The following is a 25,784-nucleotide window of genomic DNA, read 5'->3' as shown; positions in this document are numbered from 1 at the left end:
TTGGGGGTTTTCCAAGGCATGGTTCCGGTCCTTCCGGAAATGAGAAAATGAAATGTACTAAACGCGGATTAACCGCATGGTACATTAAAAAGGCCGTTCTTGACAGTTTTGACGGAAAGCGGCGCCAGCCGTTTGGCCGCGCCGGGGCACAGGCCGCCAAAAGCAGCGCGCCAATCAGTGGTTCGGAAGAAACTGTCGCTAGATGGAATCAAGATCGTCGAGCGGTTCCATCCGCCTTGAGTTTCGCCGGATGGCGCCGAGTGCATCGGCCTGTCCCGTCAGGCCTACCTCTTGCAGAATGTCCCGTTGCATAGCGATGGTCAGGTCGGCCAGCGCATGCATAACCTTTTCGCCATCGGTATCGGTCAGCGACCTGTCTTCCAGCCCTTCGCCAACTTGGTCGACCTGCCATTCCAGCGACTGGCCTGCCCGGCCGAGGCGTCGTTGCCTTCCTCGTAGCCAATGTACATCGCCAACTTCGCCCCCGGCATCCGCTCCAAGAGCTTGACCTTTAACTCGTTCAACAGCCGGGCATTGGCGAACAGGTCTCAGGACGCTCCACACCTTTCAGCAATTCGCCGGACTGGCGGGCCAAACTCACGTCCAATTTCAACGATGCTTAACCACCGTCCAAAAAACAGAGCCTCAAGACGTGCCGCCGGCTAGAAAACAGGACCGAACCTAAAAGCGCTGGCAGACAAAGACGCAGTCAAAATAACGCGCATTATTTGACCAAAATGCGCGCAAGGCACGAGTTACACATTTTTGCTTAAAGTACCCATTTACGGGATCTGCCCGGCCCATCCTGTTTCGACCGGCCAGGCAGGTGTTTCGTGGCGAAACTAGCCTAGATGTGCGGCGATCGCATCCAGAAGGTCCTGGGCGTCTTCGGCCGACAAATCTTGCCGCCGCAGGCGGATTCGTAATTCACCCGCCGCGACTTCGGCACGGATGTCGCCTCCTCCGGGCAACGGTTGCGGCGGAATGCGTTGAACCTGCTTTGGACGTCCGCCTCGAGCCTTTTCACGCGACGGCTCGGGAGCCTCTTTCAGCGCAGCCTCGATCAAGGCCCACTCGCTCTTGGCATCGGGCGCGTCCGCTCCGGCCAATGCTGCGCGCAGTTTGGCTTGAGCGCCCTCCCGCAGGGCTGCAGCCAATCGCAACCCCGCCTTTTCCGACAGGGATACCGGGTACCGCAACAGGTCGCCCAAAGCCTCGTGTACCATCGCAAAGCTGCGCACCTTTGACCGTTTCGCCTTGGACGCCGCCGCAAACAAGGCGTCCACTGCGGCTTCGGTCGAAGGGAATACCCCCTGCCCTGCCGCCAGAACCGCAATGCGTCCACGTTCGTAGGGGCTGAGATTGGCGCGCAGCTCGTTTTCCTCGACCATCGAGACATACGCCCCCTGCCCTGCCCCGGCTTGGCGGACAAAGGCCGGAATCTGCGCGAATGCAGGATCCGTTCTGGCGAGACGGCGAAAAGCGTCCAGGCGCCGATAACCCGAGATCAGCCCGTAACCGTCGGCCGTCGGCGTCACCTCGATCGGCGTGCGCAAACCGTTGACTCGCAACGACTCCAGCAACTCGGCCATCGCTTCTTCGTCCTCGACCATCCGGTCGCGACGAATATAGTCCGCGTCGATCTCGTCAATCGGCAGCTTTTGGGCCACCAGCCCCGCATCCTGCGCATCGCGCCAACGGGCCGCATCACCTTGGTCGCGGGCCAAAGCTTCGCGATCGGTGACGGCGGCCATTCCATTCAATGTGGCGGCTTCGGCCGCGACTTGTGCGATTGGAGGCACAACCGATTTGGTTTCAAACGGGCCGATCGAGGGTTTCGTGGCGAAACCCGCCTCGAGTTGCTCCAACTCAGCCGCGTCCGGCGCCGTCAGTCTTCTGCGTTTAGCCATCTGCCTCTCCTCCCATCTGTGCGTCGCGCCACCAGCAGCCGATCAGAACTTCCTTGAACTCCGCGTAGGTCCGGTCGAAAGTTTCTCGGCCGCGCACGTATGTGTCTCGGTTGAAATCCCGGTAGTCCGCCTCGTAGATCCCGTTCACCTGCTCACCGGCCTGCCCGACCAGAGCAGTGTAATCCTGCCGGTAGGCATTCATGAAGTCACCAAAATAGGCTTGGATCACGTTCGCCATGTCGGTCTGCTGGCTGGCATCGAACCGCGTGATGATCGCGCGGACAACATCCCATTCGAATTTGAGCTCGGGCAATCCCGCCGCCCGTTGGGCCGCGTTTTCACCGTCCTCGATGCTGGCAAAGGTCGTATAGAGCATGTCGAAGAACCGGCCTGTGGAATCAAATTCCAGAAACGAAGCCCCCAGCGGCACCAGCAGAATATCCGCCGCAGCCAGTGCGTTGATCGTAAGGTACCCAAGTGCAGGAGGCGTATCGAGGAAAACGATGTCATAATCGTTCAACACACCTTCATCCTGCAGGAAGTTTGTCAGACCATCCCACAAGGGCCAACTGCGCAGCCCCATGCGCCAGACCGGGATCTGGAATTCAGCCCAATACAGATTCAACTGCGCGCCGATCAGGTCGATATTGGGCCAATGCGTTTTCTGGATCACGTCTCGGGGAAGAGTCGTCAGAGCTTCCTGAAGCGTTTCGTCCAGAGGAATTTCAGGTTGACCGGCCGCCGCGCGCACGCGGTTTTCTTCCTGAACGGCCCGAGCATAGTCCTTGGCGATCAACGGAAACACCGTTTGCCACTCATCGGCGACGCGACCGCCGAGGATCGACGTCATCGACCCCTGGCTGTCCAGGTCGATCACGAGTACTTTGTACCCGTCCAAGGCGGCCGACATTGCCAGATGTGCCGCAGTCGATGTTTTTCCAACGCCGCCCTTGAAATTCGCCACTGCCACGACTTTGGCGGGCAGTCCCTTGGGCCTGTACGGCAGGTACTCCTTGGTGCTGACACCCTCTGCGGCGAAATAGTGGCGCAGCGCCAGGACTTCTTCGAGCGTAAACCACTTCGACCCGGCCTCTCCTTCGCCCTGAGGGAGATCCGGATTGGCCTTAAGCACACGGCGCAGATGGGCCGGAGCAACCGGAATCAGGTATTTCGTGATTTCCCAGATCGAGAATCGGCGCAGCCGCTTTTCGCCATCCGGAGCATAGCCACGTCTTGCCAGATCTTCGCGTCCTTTCGCGCAAAACGCCGCTGCTTTCGCGAATCGGGATGTCCCGATAGGATCAGGCAGCTTTGACGCCGCCTTGGCCGGGTCCAGGTTGAAATAAGGTGGCAGAGAAGGTTGGTTGGTTTTGCTCACTGTCGGTGCCTCGATAAATGTTCGCCTTTGCGACGTATATCGCAAAATGTACCGAACATTTTCTTCCTGCGCTATCCTGATAAACAGATTTTTCCACAAGATTTGGGATGATCCGGGTGTTTCGTCGCGAAACCAAATGAAATAATCAGAAAACAGGCAACAAAAAGTTTGATTCCTTTAATGTTTTTAGATTCTTTAGCAATCAGTTTTACCATTTAAAACAATAACCTAGGGGTTGTTGGGTGCCCATTTTCAGGACGGAACGGACCAGTGTTCAGGATCAAGGGGACCCATATACGGGATGTAAGGTCCCGGAATCCGGTTGGAATGGTACCGATTCCCGGTAAGACACTAAATCGAGCAGTTTAGACTTCGGAACGTGCTGGTAATCAGCGTTAGGATGGCTTCGGAACGCCGGGTGCGGTGTGACGAAGCGGGTTCGCTGTGGATAACTTAAGGGGCGATTCGGAAAGGTACCTGTCTGCGGGATGGCAGTCCTCCCGTATATGGGGACCCAAAATAGGTTGATTGCCGGGTACCTTTCGTGCAACAGAATCGACAAACGAGCAGCCAGGCAGAATCATGCCGGATACAGAATTGGACATGGATCACCTCTCGGGCGCGCTGCGACGGGAAACGGTGAAAAAAAATGTTGCCGCGATCCACATCAGCGGCAAGCTCACCTTGTTGCAGCGAAAGCTGTCCAATGTTCTTCTGCTCAATGCCTATGACACGCTGACTACTGCACAGACCCACACGATCGACGCCCGAACCCTGGCGATGATGGTCGGATACAATTCGAACGATTTTGACACGTTGCGTGCCAGCCTTCGCGCTTTGGCCGAAACCGTGGCCGAGTGGGACATGTTGGATGAGCAGGGGCGCCAGGAATGGGGCGTGTCGTCGTTGCTGAGCTTTGCTAAACTCAAAAACGGGGTGTGCGAATATGCTTATTCCCCGGCTTTGGCGCAAAAGCTGTATGATCCCAAGATCTATGCGTTGATCAACGTGCACATTCAGCGCAATTTCAGTTCGGGTCACGGGTTGGCCTTGTATGAAAACTGCTATCGCTTCGTACGGACCGGCTCGACGGGCTGGTGGACGCTCGAGGTATTCCGTAAACTGATGGGGGTGGACGGCAGCGACTACTACACTAGTTTCAAGCACCTGAACGCCAAGATTATCAAGCCTGCCGTTTGCGAGGTGAACAAAAGCTCGGACATCCTGATCGAGCCAGAGTTCCGTAAGAAGGGCCGCAGCGTCACTGACATAAGGTTCCTGATCCAGCGCAACCCTCAGAAAGCGATGTTCGAGATCGACGACAGCGATGGCGTGCGCAATCTTCCTGTCTACAAGACCTTGCGCAAACAGGGGGTCTCGGACAGGCTGGCACGGCAGTGGATTTCCGAGCACGGTGAGGAATACGTCCAGCAGAAGCTGGATTATGTGAAAGGGCAGGGGGATGTAAAATCCACCGTGGGCTACCTTTCGGCCGCTCTCAAGGAAAACTACAAGGCCCCTGTGAAAGAGACCCCGGCGCCACCCAGTCCCGAGGCGCTGGCCGCGGCCAGGCAGCGAGAAGAAGAGAAGGCGCGCGAGGAACAGGCCTATGCCGCGCGGGCGGCGGAACGTGCCGAACGGGCCCGCAAACTGGCCATCGTCGAAGAACTGGTTTCGCGGCGAAACCCAACCCAGCGGGATGCGGACAAGCGCCTGTTCATGTCGACCCTGTCGGACGAGTTGGACCGCGAACACTTCCGGCAGCACGGCTGGCGGTCGGGTTTGAACGCCAACGCCATCTTTGCTTTTTGGGAAGAGTTGGAGCCCGACGCGTTCCAGACGGAAACGCCCGCCTGATGCTCAGGCAGGGCAAGGGAGGTTATCGGTTTTTGAGAGCATTTTGCAAAGCATCCCCAAGCGCGCCGTGCTGCGCATTTTGTGTATTTTTTGCGCGTTGTGATTTCTGAGCGCCTGAATTCTTTCCTCGTGCGTTATGCCCTTTTGGGGCGCGATCTTGCCGGGCAGAAGCTCCGCCATCCTTGCGCATGCTCAGCCCGATCCGCTTGCGCGGCACGTCAACTTCGACCACACGGACGCGTACGACCTGACCGGCCTTGACCACCTCGTGCGGGTCCTTGACGAAGCGGTCGGCCAGCTGGCTGACATGTATCAGGCCGTCCTGATGCACACCGATATCTACGAAGGCGCCAAAGGCCGCCACATTGGTCACGGTGCCTTCCAGAACCATGCCGGGTTTGAGGTCGGTGATCTCCTCGACGCCCTCTTTAAAACTGGCGGTCACGAAGCTGGGGCGCGGGTCGCGACCGGGTTTTTCCAGCTCGGCAAAGATGTCGCGCACCGTGGGCAGGCCGAACCGGTCATCCAAGAACTGTTCGGCGCGCAGACCACGCAGCGCACCGTCATGGCCCATGATCTGACGGATGTCGCGGCCGCAGGCCTGCACGATGCGGCGGGCCACGTCGTAGGCCTCGGGGTGGACGGCCGAGGCGTCCAGCGGCTCGTCCCCGTCGCGGATGCGGAGGAAGCCCGCGCACTGTTCAAAAGCGCGGGGGCCGAGGCGCGCGACCTTCAGCAGATCCTGCCGCGACCGGAACACCCCATTGAGGTCGCGATGCGCCACGATGGCTTCGGCCAGACCGGGGCCCAGGCCCGAGACATGGGCCAGCAGCGGCGCCGAAGCGGTGTTCAGATCGACGCCAACAGCGTTCACCACATCCTCGATCACCGCTTCCAGAGACTGGCTCAGCCGGTGTTGATCTACGTCGTGTTGATACTGGCCGACGCCGATGCTTTTGGGTTCGATCTTGACCAACTCGGCCAGCGGGTCCTGCAGGCGGCGGGCGATCGACACCGCGCCACGAAGCGAGACGTCCAGATCGGGAAACTCGCGCGCGGCCAATTCCGAGGCGGAATAGACCGAGGCCCCGGCCTCGGACACCACGACCTTGGTGGGGGCCCGCACCCCTTTGGGCAGCAGTTTCAGCGTGTCGGCCACCAGCCGCTCGGTCTCGCGGCTGGCTGTTCCGTTGCCAATAGCGATCAGTTCGACCCTGTGGGTGGCGATCAGGTTCAGGATGGTGGCCTGTGCGCCGCGCAAATCGTTCTTGGGTTGGAACGGATACAGCGTGTCGGTCGCCACCAGCTTGCCCGTGGCATCCACCACCGCGGCCTTTACGCCGGTGCGGATGCCCGGGTCCAGCCCGAGGGTCGGGCGGGGTCCGGCTGGCGCAGCAAACAGCAAGTCCTTGAGATTGCGGGCAAAAACCTGAATGGCCTCCTCCTGCGCGCGGCTTCGCAGATCGGCCATCAGCTCGACCATCATCGACAGTGACAGCTTTACCCGCCAGGTCCAGCCCGCGACCTTGCGCAGCCACACATCGCCCGGCCCGTCACCGCGCGTCTGCAGATGGGCGGCCACGATCGCCTCGGCCCGGGCAGCGCCGGTTTCGGGGTCGGGGCCGATGTCCAGCGTCACGATCCCCTCTTTCGATGCGCGCAGCATCGCCAACGCCCGGTGCGAGGGCACCTTGGCCCAAGGCTCGGCATGGTCGAAATAGTCGCTGAACTTGGCGCCGTCCTGTTCCTTGCCCTCGATCACCTTCGAGGTCAGCAGCGACTCGGCCTGCATGAAAGTGCGCAGATCGCCCAGAAGGGCCGCGTTTTCGGTCAGACGCTCGGTGATGATGTCGCGCGCGCCGTTCAGCGCATCCTTGGTGGTGGGCACGGCCTCGGTCACATAGGCCTGGGCCAGCGCCTCGGGGTCGGCGCTGCGGTCGGCCAGAATCGCGTCGGCCAGCGGTTCCAGCCCGTTTTCCCGCGCGATCATCGCCTTGGTGCGACGCTTGGGTTTGTAGGGCAGGTAGATGTCTTCCAGCTGCGCCTTGGTTTCGGCGCGGGCAATGGATTTGGCCAGCTCGTCGGTCAGCTTGCCCTGATCCTTGATCGAGTTCAGGATCGTTTCGCGCCGCGCCTCGAGCTCGCGCAGATAGGCCAGCCGGTCAGACAGGGTGCGCAGCTGGCTGTCGTCCAGCCCGCCCGTCACCTCTTTGCGATAGCGCGCCACGAAGGGCACGGTGGCGCCTTCGTCCAGCAGCTTGACCGCCGCGTCCACCTGTTCGGGGCGGGCATTGATTTCCGTGGCGATGGTGCGGGCGATACGGTCCAACGGGGCCTCCTTGATCTTTGGTTGAAGGACCGTCTTAGCCAGCGTCCGCGTCAAGGAAAAGGCGTCGGGCATCGTCGGCGAGCACAAAATCCGGGCATTTGCGCGGTTTTGCGCAAACTGGGTCAAAATGCGCCTTCGTATGCGATTGATCCCACGGCCCGGGTGATTTAAGGGAAGCCCTGTCAAATCAGAGTCACCCTGGAGCGGAACAGCATTCACGCTCCTCGCACTCCGCGCTGCACGCGGCACAACTCTCGGATCGCACGCCCCTGAAAGGCTTAAAAAAGGTAAGGGAACATGGCAGAAAAATCGAACTTCGACATATTGTATACCATCGTAGACGAAGCGCCGGAGCTGGCCAGTGCCTCGTTCCTGCCCATCATCCGTAAATTCGCGTCGGCTGCTGGCGTCAGCGTCGGCACCAGGGACATTTCGCTGGCCGGTCGCATCATCGCGGCCTTCCCCGAAAACCTGACCGAAGAACAGCGTCAGCCCGACGACCTGGCCGCCTTGGGCGAGCTGGTGAAAACCCCCGAGGCCAACGTGATCAAGCTGCCGAACATTTCAGCCTCGGTTCCGCAGCTGGTCGCTGCCATCAAGGAACTGCAGGGGCAGGGCTATGACATCCCGAACTACCCGGAGGATCCCAAGACCGACGCTGAGAAAGAGATCCGCGCCCGCTATGACGTGATCAAAGGCTCGGCCGTGAACCCGGTCCTGCGCGAGGGCAACAGCGACCGCCGCGCCGCCAAGGCGGTCAAGCGCTATGCGCAGCAGCATCCGCATTCGATGGGCGAATGGACGGCCGACAGCAAAACAAAGGTGTCGTCGATGCCGGGCAACGATTTCTACGGCAACGAGAAATCGGCCACCATCACCGCCGATCAAGCCGGTGATGCGCGGATCGAATTCGTGGGCAAGGATGGCGGCGTGACCGTTCTGAAAGACGGCTGGACGCTGGAGGAAGGCACCGTTGCGGATGCTACCTTCATGTCGGTCAAGGCGCTGTCGGAGTTCCTGGATGCCGCGATCGAGGACACCAAGAAAGACGGCACCATGTTCTCGCTGCACATGAAGGCGACGATGATGAAGGTCAGCGACCCGATCATCTTTGGCTATGCGGTCAAGTCGTGGCTGGCGCCGGTGTTCGAGAAATTCGGTGACCGCATGGCACAGCTGGGCGTCAACCCGAACTCGGGGCTGGGGGACTTGCTGAACCGTGTCAAGGACGATACCGAGATCATGGCCGCGATCGAAGCGGTCAAGGCCGACCGTCCCTCGATGTACATGGTGGACAGTGACAAAGGCATCACCAACCTGCACGTGCCGTCGGACGTGATCATCGACGCCTCGATGCCCGCCGTGATCCGCGCAGGCGGCAAGGGCTGGGACGAGAACGGCAAGAAGGGAGACACCAACTGCGTGATCCCCGACCGCTGCTATGCGCCGGTCTATGACGAGACCATCAACTTCTTCAAAGCCAACGGTGCGCTGAACCCGGCCACCGCCGGTTCGGTCGCCAATGTGGGCCTGATGGCGCAGAAGGCCGAAGAATACGGCAGCCACCCGACCACCTTCGAAGCGCCTGCGGACGGCACGATCCGCATCGTTCTGGCCAATGGCGAGGTCCTGCATTCGCATGAGGTCGAACAGGGCGACATCTGGCGCGCCTGCACCGCCAAGAAGGCCCCGATCGAGAACTGGATCCAGCTGGCGATGGATCGTCAGCGCCTGACCGGCTCCGAGGCGATCTTCTGGCTGGATGCGAACCGCGCCCATGACGCCGAACTGATCAAATACGTCAAACCGGCGCTGGAAGCTGCGGGCGTGGCCGACAAGTTCCTGATTCTGGCCCCGCGCGAGGCGACCCGCAAGACGCTGGAAACCATCACCGCCGGCAAGGACAGCATCGCAATCACCGGCAACGTGCTGCGCGACTATCTGACCGATCTGTTCCCGATCCTCGAACTGGGCACCTCGGCCAAGATGCTGTCGATCGTCAAGCTGATGAACGGTGGCGGCCTGTTTGAAACCGGTGCAGGTGGCTCGGCGCCCAAGCACGTGCAGCAGCTGGTCGAGGAAAACCACCTGCGTTGGGATTCGATGGGCGAATTCTGCGCACTGGGTGAATCGCTGAATTTCCTGGCCGACAGCCGCGGCAACGCCAAGGCCGCCGTTTTGGGCGCTGCGGCCGAGGCCGCGACGCAAGGTATCTTGGACCATGACCGCTCACCCAGCCGCAAGGTTGGCGAGCCGGACAACCGCGACAGCCACTATTGGTTTGCCCGCTATTGGGCCGAGGCGCTTGCGGCGCAGTCCGACGATGCCGACCTGGCCGCGACGTTTGCACCGATCGCCAAGGAACTGGCCGAGAAAGAGCCGCAGATCCTGGCCGAATTGGCTGCCGTGCAGGGTAAACCGGTGGATCTGGGCGGGTACTATCACCCCGACCGGGCCAAGGTTGCGGCGGTGATGCGCCCCAGCGCCACGCTGAACGCCATCATCGGCTGAGAAACGAACAGGCCCGCGCCATCGCGCGGGCCTGCGACCCTGACGCGTGACCGACGGCGTCGTGGGTAAACGCCATCAATTGCGCAGACAAATGCGTCGGGGCAAACGCGCCAGTTCGGCAGTCTGGCGGAGTATTCCAAATTATTCTGGTTGAATTGACCGAGATTCTACGGGATTCCCCCAATATTCAGCCGCACTGCGCGGGGCTATCCTGAAAACAACCTCGGACAAATACCGGTGAGGCCCGTCGGGGCTGCACCACTCACTCAGAAAACGGCCAGCATTTGGGGTGCTGGCCGTTTTTCTTGTCGATATGGCCTGTGACGGGCGCCGACAAAAAAAGAGGGCCGGTCGCAAGACCGGCCCCAAGATTTTCGCGCAACCGAGGGATCAGTTCGACGCGGCGTTCATCTCTTCGTTGTGCTCGCGCAGCGTGTCCGAAACGATGGCGTACCATTCGCCCGACTCGCGCATTTCATTCAGGCCCTTGTTCAGCATCGCGATGTATTGTTTGCCGAACGGGTTGCTGCGATGCGCGATGATGCGCTGGCTGGCAATGGTGTTCACGAAGGGGTTTTCCACGATGTCCTTAGGTGTCAGGCCCATTTCGCTCATGGCATCCGCCGCCAGCTGAACCTCGAAGGATGCAACGTCGGCGGTACCGGTCAGAACGGCGTCCAGGCACTCAGCGGCGCTGATCGGGCGGACCATTGTGATGTTCGGCTCGAAAACGCCCTGTTCTTCGAGGTCGTGGGTGAACCAGGCATCCATCCGGCACAGCCGCGCGCCTTTGAAGTCTTCGAAAGAACGGGCCTCGGCGTATTTGCTGTCGGGCAGGGTGTAGAAACCGATAACCACGTCATACACGCTGACGGTCGAGTCGAACTCGTTACAGCGACGGGTTGTCTCCGCCGACCATTCATAGCTGCGGTTCGAGCAGTCCGGGATGTACCAGCCAAGACCTACGTCGAACGCGCCCAGCGGCAGCAGCGTGTCCAGGTGCGAACCCCAATCGTTCACGAAGCTTACCGAATGCTCGCGACTGTTGCCGCCACGGCTGAGCGCGGTCGAGGCCAGACGCACCAGAATGCCACCGCCCGACAAGCTCTCGTCAGAGAAGGGTGCATAGTTGCCGCCGGCAAGAATCTTGACGGGGGGTTCATAGACGTTCGACGCCTTGTTGTTCGCGTTGCGGGCTTCCTCGGCGGCGATCAGGTCCTGTGCGCTCAGGCCGTTGGGCAGGCTGCCGTCCTCACAGGGCAGGGCCAGCACGACGCCCGGCTCAAGGTTCGAGGGGTTCGAGATGATGTTGCGGTTTGCGTTGAAGATCGGCTGGTAGTTCGACGTGCCGTAGGCCGCGATCGAGATGGTTGCCAGCGTGTCGCCATCCTGAACCGTATAGTTCGAGCAGGCTTCCTGAGCTGCGGCTGCGCTGGCGCTCAGGGCGGTGATAGCAGTGGCCGCAACCACCAGATTCTTCAGGTTGATTTCAAACATGTCCACTTCCTCCAGACTTTTGTTTTTTTCAGGCCTGTTCGGGGCCTTATCCGTTTTCCATTTGGTACCGCAGGGCCTCGGACACGATGTCGCGCCATTCGCCCGATTGTTGCATGATCGCCAGACCCTGATTCAGAGTCTCAAGGATCGCTTCCCCATCCGGGTTGTCCTTGTGGGTCATGACATTGAGCGGTTTGATCGCCGCAAGGTTGGGGTTCTCAACGAGCTGATGCTCGTAGCCCAGCCGCTTGATCGCATCGACGGCCAGGTGTGCCTCGATAGCTACGATATCGGCGCTTCCGTCCATGGCGGCGCGGAAACAGTCATCTGGGTCGACCGGGCGCATCAGGGTGATCGCGGGTTCATACAGGCCAACCGCATCCATGTGGGTCGTTGACCATCCTTCAGGACGGCAGATCGTTGCGCCCGCGAAATCGGCATAGCTGAGCGTGGTCTCGTAGCCCGAGCCATCCTTGGCAAAGAACGTGTCCACCACCTCGTAGAACGGGTTCGAGAAGTTGTAGGTCTCGCACCGGTTCCTGTCGCTTTCCGACAGGGCTTCGGCCTCGTCGCAGTTGGGGCGCGACCAGGGGAAGGTGGCGTCGAAGGCGAGGGTCGGCATCAGCAGGTCGAGATGCGAAGACCAGTCGTTCACGAACTGGATCTTGTAGGCCTGTTCAGGCGCGGCTCGCAGGAAGGCGGTTTCGACCAGATGCGTGTATAGCCCGCGATAGGGCAGGGACTCGTCGGTGAAGGGCGCATAGTTGCCGCCGGTGATCAGCAGCAGCTGACGGTCGCGGATGGCCGGGCGCTCGGCCGTGCCGGCGTCGCGGATCAGAGCGGCAGCCTCGGCGCGGGCGGCTTCAATTTCTTGTTTCGCGGCTGTCTTGGCGGCAATCACCGCCTCTTCGCTGGCCTTTTTGGCTTCGGCCTCAGCGGCGGCGACGCGGGCCTCGGCCTCGGCGATGGCCTTGGCAGCGCGCTCTTCGGCGGCCTTGACCAGTTCGGCGGCCATCTCGGCGGCCATGCGCTCGGCCTCGGTCTCGGGCTGGGGTGCGGCCCGGCCAACATCTTCGAGACAGGGCATCTTGAGAATGTCACCCACGCGGATGATGTTCGGATTCGAGCCGATCACCTCGCGGTTGGCGTCATAGATGATGCGGAAGTCTTCGGTTGCATAGACTTCGATCGCCAGTGCCCGCAGGCTGTCGCCGCGCTGGATCTCGTAGTCCGAGCAGGCCTCTTGCGCCGAGGCTGCTCCTGCGGCTGCCGCAAGGGCCAGGCTGGATATGAGGAATGTCTTTTTCATGGGTCCTGTTGGGTTGCTCTTGTTATTGTCCGGTCGCTTTCACGACGGCGATCGAAATGTTGTCCTGGTCGGGATCGGCCTTGGCGATCAGGGCCTGCAGAAGGCTGTCGGCGATGTCCTGGGAAGGCGCGTCGGCGTTGTCCTGCAGAGTCGCGCGGATTTCGTCGTCGGTCAGGTACTGCAGCCCGTCGCTGCCCAGAACCACGATATCCTCGGGGTCCAGTTCCAGCGCCTGTTCGGGGCAGTCCACCTTGGGGATCGCCGCGCCCATGATGACCGAGGTCAGCTGGTTGCGGTCGGGGTGGGCCTGGGCTTCGGCCGGCGACAGATGCCCCTGTGCGACACGGGCGTCGATTTCGGGCGCCATCGAGTGATCTTCGTTGATCTGGGTCAGGGCCCCGTCGCGGAACAGGTAGAGTGGGCTGTCGCCGATCGAGATCCAGAACAGCCGGTTGCGCAGCAGCAGAACGCCCAGAAGGGTCGACCCCATGTTGAAGCCTGCCGGCTGATCTTCGCCGTAGCCCGCCACCGTCGCATTGGCCTGCATGGCGGCCAGGGGCAGGGCGTCTTGCAATTCGCTTTCGGTCGGTTCGCGACTGTCCAGAACGGCATCCAGAACCGAGCGCCAGGCCTTGATCACGAGGTCCGAGGCGACCTCGCCGGCCGCGTGACCGCCCATGCCGTCGGCCACCACCACGTAGCCGGCATTGGCCGCGTCAAAGACACGTGCCGCGATCGCGTCCTCCTGCGAGTCGCGCCGGCCCTGATCCAGGATCAGCGCAATGTCATATGACGGAGTCGCCAGCATTCGTTATGCGTCCCGCCAGTCGAAGTTTTCGTCGCAGAAGGCGACGAACCGCAGGGACGTTTCGCTGATGCGGATCAGGTCGCCGCTGGCCAGCGGTACGGTACTCAGAACCGGCTTGCCGTTCAGGCGCACCAGGTTGGCCTTGCCTCCATGGCCCATATAGCATTTCCGGTCTTCCGGATCATAGGCGATGAACGCATGGTTCGAGCGCGAAATGCCGGTGTCGCCGAAATCGAGCTGGATCGCCTGATCGTCGTTGCGGCCGATCTGCATCAGCCCTTCCTTCAGGGTGATGCTGGCGCCACGGCCTGGGCCGCCAGTGACGACCAGCCAGCCAACCGGGAAGGTCTCGGCGGCAGTCTCGGCCTTGCGGATCGGTTCGGCGGTTTCGATCAGATCCTGAACATGGGTGTCCGGCCGCTCGAAGCCCAGGAAGGTGGTCTTGACCCGCGCGCGGCGGTCCTGTTGGGCTACGTCGGGTGCCGCCGTCATGGCTGCGGTTGCGGTGGCCGCGATCGTAGCAGGCTCGGGCGCTGCGACGGGCGGTTCGGGGGACTCTTCCAGCGCCGACGCCTCTGGCTCGGGCGCCTCGGCAACTGCTTCCTCGGCGCTGTCCGCCTCGATCGAAGCTGCCTCGGGTTCAGGCTCGGGCTGAGCCAAACGCAGGGTCACGACCGGCTCGGGCTCGGCCGCTTCGGGCTGCGACGGGGCTTCCTCGGCCGCCTCGGTGACCGGTTCTTCCTCGTCGTCAAACTCGGGCATCTTGTCCTCGGGGAGCAACTCGTCGCTTTCCTCGAAGCCTTCGGTGTTCAGGCTGCCGCCACCCAGAGCCTGCCGAAGCGCGTTGAAATCCGCGATCGGCTGAGGTTTCTCGTCGGGCGCAGCCTCGGGTTCTGTCTGCGTGGCTTCGGCCGTATCGGTGGCCTCGGCTTCCTTGGTCTTGCCGGCACCTTCGAGAAGCCGGCTGAGGGGGCTTTTGTATTTGAACATGGTGTCGACACCTTTTGACTTCTTGCACGGACTAGATGGGTCCGTGGGGCTGCGAAAAACCTCTGCGCACGGGCAGGGCACTGATGATCGGGGAACCAGAAAATCTTTACGCTCCGCGACGGGCCGGATCCCGTCAGGGTGGCGCAAAACCGATGCCACCCTCAGCCAAACACGCTGGCGGGTTCGGGACTTGTCGGTCAGGTCATTCCGCCTGCTCCTGTGTCAGGGGCATCAGGGCGGTGGTCTCGGCGCCGTTGCGCGATACCGTCAGCTTTGCCTCGGGCTGGCCATCGGCCACCAGTTCGGAAATCACCCGGTCCAGGCTGTCGGACTCGGTGATCTCGGTGCCGGTGTGGATTTCGCGCAGCAGGATGTCGCCTTCCTGCAAGGATCCAGCCCCTTCGATCGGCGCTTCGCTCACGATGGTCTGCCAACCCGTGTCGCCACCGGCACGGGCGGTGAAACCATACCCGTTGATCAACCCGAAGTTGCGGATCGCGGGTAGGGCCAGCAGGCCGTTCTCGGGCCGGGTCTTGCCTGGTGCCCGGTACCGGGCGGCCACGCGGACATAGCCGTCGGGGTCGATCTGAAGGTTGTTCAGCACCTGCGTCGCCAGGGGTGCGTCGTCCTGAATAGGCTCGCCGTTCAGGGTGTAGATGACCGCGCCGCGTGCGACCCAATCGCCAATGACCGACAGGTCCCGGCCCTGTTCAACACCGGTGATCGCGATCGCGCTGCCGGTAGAACCGCGCCGCGTGGCGGTTGAGAACGGGACTTCGACATCCCAATGGGCAAAGCCGAACTGGTTCTGGGCCAGCTTGACCGGTGCGGTCGGGGCAGGGGTCTCGGGCGCCGCAGCCGTGGGTTTTTCGACGACTGGATCTGCCGTTTGGGCTGGCTCGGCCAGGGGCTGCTCGACAGGCTGGTCCTGCGCTTCTGGTGTTGCCGCGGTTTCTTCCGGCCCGCGATTTCCCACACCGTCGGTCGGCGGGGTTTCGAGGGCGGTGTCCGGTTCGGGGTCTGATTCGATGGGTGCGGGTGCTTCCGGCGTGATTTCGGGTGTCGCCGCCGCGACGGTCGTATCCGCCTGAATGGCGGATACGGCAGCGTCGGGTGCCGTGCCGTCCTTGTTCATCCAGACATAGCCGCCGCCGGCAGCCAGGGCTGCCAGAACCGCCAGGCCGGCGATCAGTTTGCCGCTGCCGCTCGAGCTTTTCTGAACGACGGTGTCGACCGTCGGGGCCGTATCTCCCACGGACCCCGAGGCAGCCGCCTCGTCGTTCTTGGTCGGGCCAAGAGCCAGATCGGAATTGCCGGCCAGCAGGGCGGTCACGACCGCTTCGGCATTGTCGGCCTCGGCCTTGATGCGGGCCTTTTCTGCCTCGTCATCTCCGCGGTCCAGCGCGACGATGACCGAGACCGGACGATAATCGAAGTTGTCGAACACGACGCTGGGACCGCGGAACATGCGCAGCCAGTCCAGAGCTGATTGCAGGCGATCGGTGGCGTGAAGCTCCATCGCTTTGTCGATCGCCTCGAGGAACCCTTCGGGATAGCCCTGGAACCGGCCGGTCAGCGGGACATACGGGTCCGGCTGGCCGTTGTTGAAGGCGTTCAGGCGGGTCTGCCCGTCGATGGGCCGTTCGCCGCTGATCGCGTGGTACAGCGTGGCGCCCAGCACATACAGATCGCTGCTAGGTCCCTGTTCCGATCCGCGTACATAGAATTCATGCGGGGAATAGCCGTCCTTGATGACCCGCAGGGTCAGCAGGGCGGCGGACTTGTTGGCGGCCTGTTCCCGCGCGGCCCCGAAATCGATCAGGATCGGTTCGCCATGTTCGTCGATCAGGATGTTGTCGGGCGAGATGTCGCGGTGCAGCATGCCGCTTTGGTGAATGAACGACACCGCCGACAGCATCTTCTCGGTGACCTGCACAATGAAATCTGGGCCGCTTTCGGTCTTGGGGTCTTCGATGTAATCCAGCAGGTCGCAGCCGCGGATCAGGTCCATCGCGATATAGGCGGTGTCGTTGTCCTCGAACACCTGATGAACATCCACGATGTTCGGGTGCACCAGCCGCGCGTGGTTGCGGGCCTCTTGGATGAACAGATCGATGATGGCGCGCAGATCGTCCTTGAAGGCGGGGTCGTTGGGTTCGACCAGATCGCCGTTCCGGCGGCACAGCGCCCCCGGATAGCATTCCTTGATGACCACGTCGCGATCCAGGCTGTCACGGGCCAGGTAGGTAATCCCGAACCCGCCATTGCTGAGAAATTCCAGTATTTCATACTGGCCGCGCAGCAGCTTCGCGCCGGGTTGCAGCCCTTGGATCTGTGGTTCGTCGTGCGAGGCGCCGACCGCGTGGTTGTGATTCATTTTTCCCGCCCATGAGTTCAATTCTTGCGGCCTACAAAAACCGGACAAACTGCCCTTGCACTCACAACCAAAAACAACCGCAGGACACTTGAGAACGGTTAGACGGTTCAAATTTGACTTTATTGGGGCCGCCGCATGGCTTCACTATGGATCGACCCGCAGGGCGATCTGTATCTTGTGTGTTATCTGAGGAAATATTCTATATATTGGAAAATGGTGTAGTCTGACCATTGTCAGTCCGCTGGTCGCGACCGGCATGGTCGACGGATTCGAAACAATGGTTGGCAGAGTCCAGGCGCTCGATTCGCCGCTGAGCGGCGCAATCCGGGCGCGAAGAGTTCAGGTGCCGGTGCGGGGCGCGGCCGTGGCGACCTTGCTGCCGGCCCAGGCCAGATTGTCGCTGAGCTGCGCCAGTATGCTGACCGCATCCTTCAGCCGGGTCTCGCCGGTTTCGAACTGAAGCAGCAGCAACAGGTCCGTGGCCTTCTCGAACTCGGTCGGGATCCAGTCGGCCTCGGGGTCGATCTCGGACCCGGAGTCTAGGCGTTCGGCAAAATCTTCGACGATTTCCCGGCAGCTTTCCAGGAAGGCGCTGGGGTCAATGTCCGAGCTGTCGCGCAGGTCCTCGTAGATGCTGGCGATGGCGGCCAGCCAGTCTTCGAGGATCGGATTGGACAGCGGCGGCAGCGCCGATTCCAGACTGGGCTGGACGGTGCGCGAGTCGGGGATTTCTGGTTCGTCTCCCTTGAGGGTCTCCAGAAACGGCAGAAATTCCTGTTTAAGGTCGCGGCGTGCGGCCTCCAAGTCGGATTTGCGCCGGTCCGAGGCGATTTGCAGCATCTGTTCAGCCAGTTTCTGGCCGCCGCAGGTCTCCCACAAGGCGAAATCGGGTTCGGGCTCTTGGGCCATGGCGCGCACGGCGACCGGTGTTCCGATCGGGACGATGGCCCGGAACATGCCGGTCTTCTGTTTTTCCAGCCGGGCCAACACGCGGTCCAGGGCGTCGCGCACCGGCGGCAAGTCGGCATGGGTCACGGCCAGCAGGCTGTTCGCCCGCAGGGTTTCCGGCACCTGTGCCCACAGGTGGTGTTCGGTCTCGCGCCAGGCGTTGGTGCCGTTGGTGCACCAGATCGCGCAATCGACGAACTTTAGCAGGTCCAGCGTTTGCTTGTAGCTGTCATCTAGGGAACCCGATCCGGGCAGGTCGAACAACGAGATTTCGCGCAGGGCCGGGGTGTTCAGCCCGACCGAAATGAAATCGGGGTTATCGGCTGCCGCCTTTTCAAGGACGATGCCGGAGTAGGTCTTGGGTTCCTTGTCCCACCAGCCGACGGTGGTTTCCGGCGCGTCGGCATAGGCCACGATCACCAGCGGCAGTTTCAGATGCTGCGGGCCGGTGGGCAGAATGTCGGCCCCGGCCAGCATGTTGGCCAAGCTGGATTTGCCGGCGCCGAATTCTCCGGCGAACCCGATCGACACCGCGGTCGACAACCGTTCGGCATGGGCCTGCGCGCGTGCGCGCATATCCTCGAGCCGATCCGTCGCGGGCAGCGACTCGGTGGCGCTGAGAAAGCGCTCGAGCTGTCGGACCTCGTGTTCGGTTGAGGGAAATTCGATCACTCTGCGGCCTCCGGTTGTCGTTCGTTGCCGTGTTCGATGTCAAAGACCAATTGCAGCTGGTCCGCGATGGCCCGCGCGCGGTCCAGCTCGATCTGGGCCTGACCGCGTTCCGAGTTTTTGCCAGATGCGGCGCGGTTTTCAAGATGACCCGCCAGCAAGGCCAGAAAATGATCTAGTACCGTGTTCAACCGCTCCAGTAGATCGTCGCGGGCGGTGTCGATCAGGTCGTCGCCGATCAGCTGGAATTCCTGCACGATCATGCGCTCGGCCCGGGACACGACCGATTTGCGGGAAATCAACCGCGACAGCCAGTTCACCCGCAGCTCGACCGTGATCCCGCGGGTCAGGGCCGAGGTGTCGGGTCGGTACCAGCGCACCGCGCTGGTGTTCATGCGGCTGTCGGCCGGCTCCTGCCAGCCGGGCAGGGCGCGCAGCGCGCCATTCGCCTGCATGTCGATCGAATAGAGTTCGCTGAGCATGCGCTGGCGGATCACCTGGGTCGCACCCTGGACCAGCTCGCGCATCCGTTCGCGCAGGGGGACAAAGTTCAATTCGGTCGCGTCGCCCTTGGCCAACAGCGGGGATTGCCCATTGGGGCCGTATACCACGTCGGCGACCGCCTCGGCCACGGTGTCGTCCATCACCCCACGCAGATTGGCCAGTATGTCGTCCATCTCGCGGGTAATTTCGACGATCTGGTCCGCCACGGTTTTGCGCAGATGGGTCAGTGTCTTGTCGTTCTCCGCGGCGCTTTCGGTCTGGCACCGGCCGTCTTCGTCCAGTGCGCGCAAGCGCGCCTTGCCGCGTTCCAGCGCCCCTTCGGCAAAACTGTTGAGATGCTGCCACGCCATGCGCAGCTGTTCCTCGCGCTTGCCTTCGGCCAGCGCGGTGGTGACGTGGCGACGCAGATCCGGCAGGCCCGACGCGATCATCGCGGCATAGCGCAGGACCGCTTCGCGGCTGATCGGGGCGGGGGCCTGCTTCAGCTTCTGAACGCCTTCCAGATACTGCTGCATCTGATCGGGATGGGCGCGCAGCCAGGCCAGAACCTTGTCATGGTTCACCTGGGATTCGTCGCCGGTCAGCGCATAATGCGCCCATTGGGCGCTGCCCATCAGCACGTCGATATTGGTCTTTCCCAACGCCTTTTGCAGGCCGTCCAGCACGTCAGCGCGAACCTTCGCGGCATCTTCGGCACCGCCGTTCAATTCGTCGACGCGGTTGATGAATACCACGATCTGACCCAGTTCCAGCGCCTGCATCAGGCGGAACAGTTTCAGATCGGCACGCGACAGTGCCTGATGCGCCGACAACACCACCACGAAGAAATCGCTTTCCTTGAGATACTGACGCGAGATCTCCTCGCGGATCAGCAGCGGGTCGTTCACCCCAGGCGTGTCGGTCACGGTCAGCGGAAACGGGAAATGGCCCCGTTCGAAATAGACATCGGCCTTGCGGGTGATGTCACTGTACAGACCCCGGTCCGAACCCGGATCATGTTCGGTCGCCTCGGTCGGATCCTCGCCGGCGCAGACATAGCGGGCAAGATCCTCGGAGGTCAGCTCTTCGAGGTCGTGGTGCTGGCCCAGCAACTGCTCGTAGCTGTCGCCCAGCCGCAGCCGGGCGCGGGTTTTCATCGCCTCGACCTGCTCTTCGATCATCTCGCGTTTGTAGCTGTCCTCGTCATCGGGGAACATGTTGCGCAATTCTTCGCCTTCGGCGATCAGGGCGCGCCACTGACGGTCGTCGAAAAAGTGGAACTGCGCCCCTTGGGTTCGCCCCGACGGGTGCCCGAAATGCATGTCGGTAATCACCGTCGTCCAAGGATTGACGTCCGAGGGCAGAAATTCGGCCTGTCCGGTGAATCCGTTGATCAGCCGCGATTTCCCTGCCTTGATCTGCCCGACAAAGGCGATCGAGGGTTTCAGGTTGGTCAGGTCATCAATGATCCGTGAAATGAAATGACGGGTCTCGTCATTGCTCATTTCGTTCAATTCGTTGGCGATCCGGATCAAGTCCCGGCGGTTGGATTCACTCATGACACTAACCTTGAAAACTGGCAAAAACGCGTGACGGTAAGGATTTATTTGCAAAAAAGGGCCGGGTCGTCACGGATCCGTCCCCCGAAGCGATTTACATAGCGCGACGACGGCCCCCAGCTTGCGCGCGTCGTGAATGGCGGCGGCATTGTCCTGACCGTCACGCAACAGGGCCAGCGCGGCCCCCTTGCCGCCCGATGGGCGCATGACGATCAGTTGCGGATGAGGCAGTTGCCCGCTTGCATCGGCATCCCAGCCGGCCAGGTCCTTTGCGAACCGGTCCAGCAAGCCGGCCGACGGGTGCAGGGGCTGGCCATCCGCGCAAAGGCCGTCATGCCGATGCGTGGATGCCGGGCCGCTTAGAAAGCGTCCCATCGCAAACCGCCCGGAGCCTTCGAAAAAGGCGGCTGCAAGCCCTTCGCTTTTAGGGGCCGGGACTGGGTCGTCCGCGACGGGTTCGGGGGCGGGTGTCTGCAGGACGGTCAGCCTGGGCTCGTCTTCCGGCAATTCGACCGCCGCACAGGCCGTTTTCATCTCGGTGAAGGTGATCCCGACATCGTCGGCCTCGGTCGGGCCGTAGGGTTGAAGGGACACCATCTGAATCGGATCGCCCGCAAGGGCGAGGTCCGACACCATTCGTGCCAGCTTCCGCACGATGGTTTCACGCGCTTCGGTCGCGAAATCGGGAAGCTCGCCGGTGCTGGTCCGGTAGACATCGGTAATGCGCGAGCTGTTCAGTTCAAGCGCCAGACGCGTTCCGTCAGGGGCGGTGAACTCGGCGCGGCGGGGCAGTACGGTACCCCGGATCGCCTGCAGGATCAGACTGCGCCGCGCGGCCGGTGTTTCCGCCGTCAGGTCGACCGCGGGCGACAGCCGTGGAGTCGCCCTGCGCCCGATGTTTTCGAGCATGTCGATGATCTCTGTCGCCGTCATTGCATCCGTCCTTGATATCCTTGCTAGACCGCCGCCGCCACCGGCCCGAGGCTCAGGTGCGATTTGGTCAGGGCCAGGCCGGTATTGGCGCTGGCGTGACAGATGTAGCAGACCACGTGTTCGGGGTACTCGCGCGTCCGCAGAAAGATGTGCAGCCGATCTTCCGAGAATACGGCGATTTCTCCGAACCCGGGGGTGTCGTTGTCTTGCAGGCCGGCCGATTCGAGCAGGTCCTGGAAGGCCTGTACACCGCGCCCCTGAAACAGGTTGGCAACGGCGATGGCCAGATTGTTCAGAACCTCGGCATCGGCATCATCCGTCGTTGATGCGCCCAGCAACATGCCCGTTTCCATATCGATATATCCGGCTGCGATACAGTCGGGGATAGTCTCCATGGCGCTGGTCAGGGCGGCCTCTATGCTCATCTAACGTCCTGTCAACCTTTCAAAAAACCGATGCGCAACGGGGTCTTCCCGTCGCGCAACCGATAGCATTCATCGTCCGGGCGGGAAACGGCTTTTTCCGATCCGCCCGGTTCGCGGGGTCGCGTCACGAGACCTGCCATTCAGCCCTGTCCTTGGGTTCGCTCATCACCGCTGGTGGGCTCTGCTGGCCACTGTGTTCGCGCGCGATCTGGTCGAATTCCTCCAGAAAAGCCTGAAATACGGCGCGCAACCCAGCGGGATCCGACGGTAGTTCGGTGCCGTCGGAAATCTCGCGCCACATGGCGGACGCGCTCAGCGGCGTTCCGGCCGGGACGTCCAGCAAATGATCAAACGTTCGGGCCGGCTGCGGGTCGTCCGTGGTATCGCCATTGGTCAGGGCATTCGATTCGGGCTCGGGCTCGTAACAGTCCGGGTCGGCGGCCTGTTGTTCGGACAGCAGGGCGGTGATCGAGGAAACCGAAACCTCGATATCGGCAGGTGCCGAGTCGGAATCTTCGGTAGGGGCGGCATCGGCCGGTGCGTCTGCGCGTAGCTTTTCCGACAGGGTCGTCACCACTTGGTCGGGGTCCTCTACCGAGTCGTCCTCGTCGGACAAGTCCGACGCTCCGTCGCTCAGATCGAATTCGTCCTCGAGTTCGAACCCCTCAAGGCGGGACGGCTCGAGATGGCGGCCGGTGATGTCCGCACGCGAGTCCTCGGGTTCACGGAACAACGAGCGCAGGTCATCGTCGTCTTCGCCCATGGGGGTCATCTCGGCTCGCATCCGCTCGGCATCCTCGGCGTCGATGCGGGCGCGCTCGCCGTCTTCCTTGCGGCGCTCGACCCGGGCGGGCCGGACCGGGAAGGTCGCAATCACGTCGTCCGAGTTGCGAACCGCATCGAATCCGTCCTCGGCCCGCAGCGCGTCGCCCAGTTTCAGCGGAGCCTCGGGGGCGGGCACCTCCGGCACCGCAGTCGCGGCCGTCCGGGGCTCGCTGGCCGGGGCCAGTGTCCTGTCGATCTGGTAGCGGGTCAGCATTTCGGCGCGCTGATCCATGATCTGCTCGGTGATTTCGAGGAAGCTGTCGATCATCTTGCCGCCGCCGCTGCGGGCCCAAAGCTCGGCATCGCCGGTCTTGTCGCGCGCGATGATGGCGTCCTTGGCCGAAAACAGGACGGTGCGATTGAACAGGTGACCAGCTTCGCGGTTGACGCGGCGCAGCACCTTCTGGCGGTCTTTCTGGGTCAGGGCATCAGCGCGCGTGACCAGCAGCAGCGAGTTGTGCTGCAGGCGTTCAGGCAGCGACACCCAGGTGGCCCGTTCGGTTTCACGCCAGGCCTGGGTTGAATGCGTGCACCACAGAACCCCGTTGGCCTGACCCACGGCACGGCGCCAGACATCGGTGTCGATCTTGGGGTCGGAAATGCCGGGCGTGTCGATCAGATCGACCGCCTCGAGGATGTCGGCCTCGAGAAAGATCCGGATGAACTGCGCGTCATTGACGCCGACCTGGTTCAGTTGATCCAGGCCGATTTCCGTCTTGCTGCCGTCGTGGCCGTGCACATAGGCCGGACGGTTGCCCCAGCTGAACCAGACCGGCGGCAGCTGGGTGGCGGTGACCTGCGTGGGCAAGGTTTGCTTGCGCAGAAGAAAGTTCATCAGCGTCGACTTTCCGGCGCTGAATTCTCCCATCAAGGCAAATACCGGTTTGCGGCGGGACCACTGCTCGATGCGTTCCCATGCCTTCGGAGAGACGAAGCGGATCTGTGTACCTTTGGCCATTTTTCTTACGCTGCTTCGTTGCTGAGGTTCTTGAGGATGTCGCCCAGGATTTCATCGCGGGACTTTTTCGGCTCGATTCCGGCCAGCAGGGCGGCGTTGGGGTTGTCGCCCTTGGTCGCGGATGGCGAGATGCTCAGCAGGGTTTCCTTCTGCTCGCGCATGAAATCGGTCAGCGTCGCCCGGACGTTTTCCAGAACCGCAGCGATCTGGGTCTCTTCCAGGTCCTTGGTGATCGAGTTCGCCTCGGACGCAATCAGGCGGGTATAGTCGGCGGCGTAGGCTTCGAACCCCTTGCGCCGTTGCCACCACCTGCGCCACCAGGTGCTTTGAAGATCCAGCGCGATGGTGCGCCCGATGCCCAATGGGGGCGGCACGCGCGGCACGATCGGGGCCTCGATGTTGAATTCGCCCAGGTGGTTGCCCAGAATCTTGTGGTACAGCGCCTCGACATCGGCGGCAGCGGCGGAATACAGAGCGCCAGCCTCTTTGCGCATCGACCGGGCAAAGCTGAAATAGGCCGCCTTCTGCAGGGTGCGCAGGCCGGCCGGGTCATATTGCCAGGTGCCCTGCTCGCCGTTCTGTTCCAGATGGGCGATCAGCGAGTCCGTGGCGCGTTTGACGAAATTCGCCTCGGCCGAGGCCAGCCGTTCCAGCACCTTGTCGCGCAGTTTCGTAGTCAGTTCGGCGGCCCTCTGTTCGTAGTCCTCGCTCAGCTTGGCGATCGCCTCTTCGGGCGCGACGCCATCCAGGTCGCGCGCCAGCCCGTCACTGTCCGACAGGGATTTGGCCACCGACGTCGCCTGAATCTGGCTGGCGATGTTGCGTGCACGGTGGCGCACCCGGTCAAGCAGGCGGTGGCCCGCGCCCTCGGCGATGCGTTCGTTCATGGCCAGCAGCAGATCGGGCAGTCCCGACAGCGCCCAGATCTTGTCCAGCGAGGCCGCCTGATCGCCGAACCCTGCGGCCAGATAGAACGTGTTCAGCGCCCGGCGCGAATCCTCGGTCAGAATTTCAGGATTGCCGGTCAGGGCGGCCTCGGCCCACAGGGCGCTGCCGAACACGACGCTGGTATTGGTGTCGACGCCGTTCTGTTTCAGCGTGTTCAGAATCCGGTCGCGGATCTCGGGCACCTGGCTGACCGGGTCGGTCAGTTCGTCGATGCGGTTGACGAACAGGATGATCTGGCGGTTCTCGAACTGGGCGATGATCCGCATCAAGGCCATGTCCATCGTCGTCAGAGCCTGGCTGGCCGTCAGCACGACGACGCAGACCTCGGACCCGCGCAGGCTGCGCAGGGTGATCTGCTCGCGTACCATGAAGGTGTCGTTGACGCCCGGCGTGTCGCACAGTTTCAGCGCGATCGGATATTGCGGAATGTCCATGTACAGTTCCGCCGATTTCGTCACGTCGGCAAAGCGACCGGTCTTGGGATTGATGTCGGGATCATCCTCGTCGCCCAGGCAGACATAGCGCTGGACCAGTTCCTCGTCGAAATAGTCGTACTGGTGGCTCTGGCCCAGGATCAGGTCGAAATGCTTGCCCAGCCGCTCTTCGGACTTGGCCTTCATCTGGGCGATCTGACGGCGGATGTCCTCCATCTCGTCATCGGCGCCGGCGCGGTTGGCCAGTTCGCCCAGACGGCCGCCACCCACCATCAGATTGTCCCATTCTTCCTGCTCGAAGAAGGTGAATTTCGATTTGTAGTCACCCGGCGCGCGGGTGTTGATGTTCAGCGTCGTCACCACCGAGGTCCACGGGTTCACGTCCGACGGCAGCAGGTTCGGGCGACCTGCCAGAATGTTCACGATCGAGGATTTCCCGGCCTTGACCTGACCCACGAAGGTGACGCTGGCAGTGAAGTTCTCGAGCCGGGTCCGAAGCGTGGACAGGCGCGCGGTCGAGCGCGCATCGGCCACCTCTGTCAGCTGGTCGATCTGGGTCGTCAGCGCGGACATGGCCTCGGTCATCGGTGCCAATGCCTCGTTTCCTACGGACAGAAGGTGGTCGTTTCGGGCCAT

Annotated in this window: 17 protein-coding genes; 2 read left to right on the top strand and 15 right to left on the bottom strand. The window is 62.1% G+C overall.

Going from position 1 to position 25,784, the window contains the following annotated elements; translation table 11 throughout:
• Positions 1-198: 198 nt before the first annotated feature.
• The 3 genes from AC2FME_RS03335 to AC2FME_RS03325 all read right to left on the bottom strand — a co-directional run bounded on the left by AC2FME_RS03335 (position 199) and on the right by AC2FME_RS03325 (position 3,288).
• A complete protein-coding gene (locus tag AC2FME_RS03335; protein ID WP_496799621.1) occupies positions 199-564 on the bottom strand; it encodes a hypothetical protein in 366 nt (121 codons plus the stop codon).
• A gap of 278 nt (positions 565-842) precedes the next feature.
• Positions 843-1,910 (bottom strand): ParB/RepB/Spo0J family partition protein, encoded by a 1,068-nt coding sequence (locus AC2FME_RS03330; protein ID WP_496685396.1) that lies wholly within the window; start codon positions 1,908-1,910, stop codon positions 843-845.
• A complete protein-coding gene (locus AC2FME_RS03325) occupies positions 1,903-3,288 on the bottom strand; it encodes an AAA family ATPase (RefSeq protein WP_496683622.1) in 1,386 nt (461 codons plus the stop codon). The genes AC2FME_RS03330 and AC2FME_RS03325 overlap by 8 nt, the downstream gene beginning before the upstream one ends.
• A gap of 582 nt (positions 3,289-3,870) precedes the next feature.
• On the opposite strand from AC2FME_RS03325, the gene AC2FME_RS03320 reads away from it, so the two are divergent.
• Positions 3,871-5,145, top strand: coding sequence for a replication initiation protein (locus AC2FME_RS03320; RefSeq protein WP_496799620.1), 1,275 nt, complete (start codon positions 3,871-3,873; stop codon positions 5,143-5,145).
• A 22-nt stretch (positions 5,146-5,167) separates the two neighbouring features.
• Here the strand turns inward: AC2FME_RS03320 and AC2FME_RS03315 are convergent, their stop codons facing one another.
• Entirely contained in the window at positions 5,168-7,474 is a 2,307-nt protein-coding gene (locus AC2FME_RS03315; protein ID WP_496799619.1) for a Tex family protein, read from the bottom strand.
• 297 nt (positions 7,475-7,771) lie between these two features.
• On the opposite strand from AC2FME_RS03315, the gene AC2FME_RS03310 reads away from it, so the two are divergent.
• On the top strand, positions 7,772-9,985 hold the full coding sequence (locus AC2FME_RS03310) for an NADP-dependent isocitrate dehydrogenase (protein ID WP_496799618.1): 2,214 nt from the start codon (positions 7,772-7,774) through the stop codon (positions 9,983-9,985).
• A gap of 390 nt (positions 9,986-10,375) precedes the next feature.
• Here AC2FME_RS03310 and AC2FME_RS03305 read toward each other — a convergent pair whose 3' ends face one another.
• The 11 genes from AC2FME_RS03305 to AC2FME_RS03255 form a co-directional block, all read right to left on the bottom strand.
• Complete coding sequence (locus AC2FME_RS03305) at positions 10,376-11,482, bottom strand: peptidoglycan-binding protein LysM (RefSeq protein WP_496799617.1); 1,107 nt, start codon at positions 11,480-11,482, stop codon at positions 10,376-10,378.
• Between the two features lie 46 nt (positions 11,483-11,528).
• Positions 11,529-12,791 carry a substrate-binding periplasmic protein gene (locus AC2FME_RS03300; RefSeq protein ID WP_496683606.1) on the bottom strand — a complete coding sequence of 421 codons (1,263 nt, stop codon included), beginning with the start codon at positions 12,789-12,791 and terminating at the stop codon, positions 11,529-11,531.
• A gap of 22 nt (positions 12,792-12,813) precedes the next feature.
• Positions 12,814-13,599 (bottom strand): PP2C family protein-serine/threonine phosphatase, encoded by a 786-nt coding sequence (locus AC2FME_RS03295; RefSeq protein ID WP_496799616.1) that lies wholly within the window; start codon positions 13,597-13,599, stop codon positions 12,814-12,816.
• 3 nt (positions 13,600-13,602) lie between these two features.
• On the bottom strand, positions 13,603-14,589 hold the full coding sequence (locus AC2FME_RS03290) for an FHA domain-containing protein (RefSeq protein ID WP_496799615.1): 987 nt from the start codon (positions 14,587-14,589) through the stop codon (positions 13,603-13,605).
• 202 nt (positions 14,590-14,791) lie between these two features.
• Positions 14,792-16,966 (bottom strand): serine/threonine protein kinase, encoded by a 2,175-nt coding sequence (locus AC2FME_RS03285; RefSeq protein WP_496799614.1) that lies wholly within the window; start codon positions 16,964-16,966, stop codon positions 14,792-14,794.
• Positions 16,967-17,305: 339 nt separating this feature from the next.
• Positions 17,306-18,586, bottom strand: a complete 1,281-nt coding sequence (locus AC2FME_RS03280; RefSeq protein WP_496799613.1) for a dynamin family protein — start codon at positions 18,584-18,586, stop codon at positions 17,306-17,308.
• Entirely contained in the window at positions 18,583-20,625 is a 2,043-nt protein-coding gene (locus AC2FME_RS03275; RefSeq protein ID WP_496799612.1) for a dynamin family protein, read from the bottom strand. The genes AC2FME_RS03280 and AC2FME_RS03275 overlap by 4 nt, the downstream gene beginning before the upstream one ends.
• 69 nt (positions 20,626-20,694) lie before the next feature.
• Entirely contained in the window at positions 20,695-21,558 is an 864-nt protein-coding gene (locus tag AC2FME_RS03270) for a hypothetical protein (protein ID WP_496799611.1), read from the bottom strand.
• A gap of 23 nt (positions 21,559-21,581) precedes the next feature.
• Positions 21,582-21,983 (bottom strand): hypothetical protein, encoded by a 402-nt coding sequence (locus AC2FME_RS03265; RefSeq protein ID WP_496684595.1) that lies wholly within the window; start codon positions 21,981-21,983, stop codon positions 21,582-21,584.
• A 124-nt stretch (positions 21,984-22,107) separates the two neighbouring features.
• A complete protein-coding gene (locus AC2FME_RS03260; protein ID WP_496799610.1) occupies positions 22,108-23,766 on the bottom strand; it encodes a dynamin family protein in 1,659 nt (552 codons plus the stop codon).
• 5 nt (positions 23,767-23,771) lie between these two features.
• A complete protein-coding gene (locus tag AC2FME_RS03255; protein ID WP_496799609.1) occupies positions 23,772-25,784 on the bottom strand; it encodes a dynamin family protein in 2,013 nt (670 codons plus the stop codon).

The sequence above is a fragment of the Ruegeria sp. BHSC026 genome (assembly GCF_059613065.1).
The sequence above is the reverse complement of the archived record's forward strand: the minus strand, read 5'-3'. Positions and strand labels throughout refer to the sequence as shown.

Coding starts and splice junctions, on each gene's coding strand:
- AC2FME_RS03330 (WP_496685396.1), bottom strand. CDS start 1,910: ATGGCTAAACGCAGAAGACTGACGGCGCCGGACGCGGCTGAGTTGGAG.
- AC2FME_RS03320 (WP_496799620.1), top strand. CDS start 3,871: ATGCCGGATACAGAATTGGACATGGATCACCTCTCGGGCGCGCTGCGA.
- AC2FME_RS03310 (WP_496799618.1), top strand. CDS start 7,772: ATGGCAGAAAAATCGAACTTCGACATATTGTATACCATCGTAGACGAA.
- AC2FME_RS03305 (WP_496799617.1), bottom strand. CDS start 11,482: ATGTTTGAAATCAACCTGAAGAATCTGGTGGTTGCGGCCACTGCTATC.
- AC2FME_RS03300 (WP_496683606.1), bottom strand. CDS start 12,791: ATGAAAAAGACATTCCTCATATCCAGCCTGGCCCTTGCGGCAGCCGCA.
- AC2FME_RS03295 (WP_496799616.1), bottom strand. CDS start 13,599: ATGCTGGCGACTCCGTCATATGACATTGCGCTGATCCTGGATCAGGGC.
- AC2FME_RS03290 (WP_496799615.1), bottom strand. CDS start 14,589: ATGTTCAAATACAAAAGCCCCCTCAGCCGGCTTCTCGAAGGTGCCGGC.
- AC2FME_RS03285 (WP_496799614.1), bottom strand. CDS start 16,966: ATGAATCACAACCACGCGGTCGGCGCCTCGCACGACGAACCACAGATC.
- AC2FME_RS03275 (WP_496799612.1), bottom strand. CDS start 20,625: ATGAGTGAATCCAACCGCCGGGACTTGATCCGGATCGCCAACGAATTG.
- AC2FME_RS03270 (WP_496799611.1), bottom strand. CDS start 21,558: ATGACGGCGACAGAGATCATCGACATGCTCGAAAACATCGGGCGCAGG.
- AC2FME_RS03265 (WP_496684595.1), bottom strand. CDS start 21,983: ATGAGCATAGAGGCCGCCCTGACCAGCGCCATGGAGACTATCCCCGAC.
- AC2FME_RS03260 (WP_496799610.1), bottom strand. CDS start 23,766: ATGGCCAAAGGTACACAGATCCGCTTCGTCTCTCCGAAGGCATGGGAA.
- AC2FME_RS03255 (WP_496799609.1), bottom strand. CDS start 25,784: ATGGCCCGAAACGACCACCTTCTGTCCGTAGGAAACGAGGCATTGGCA.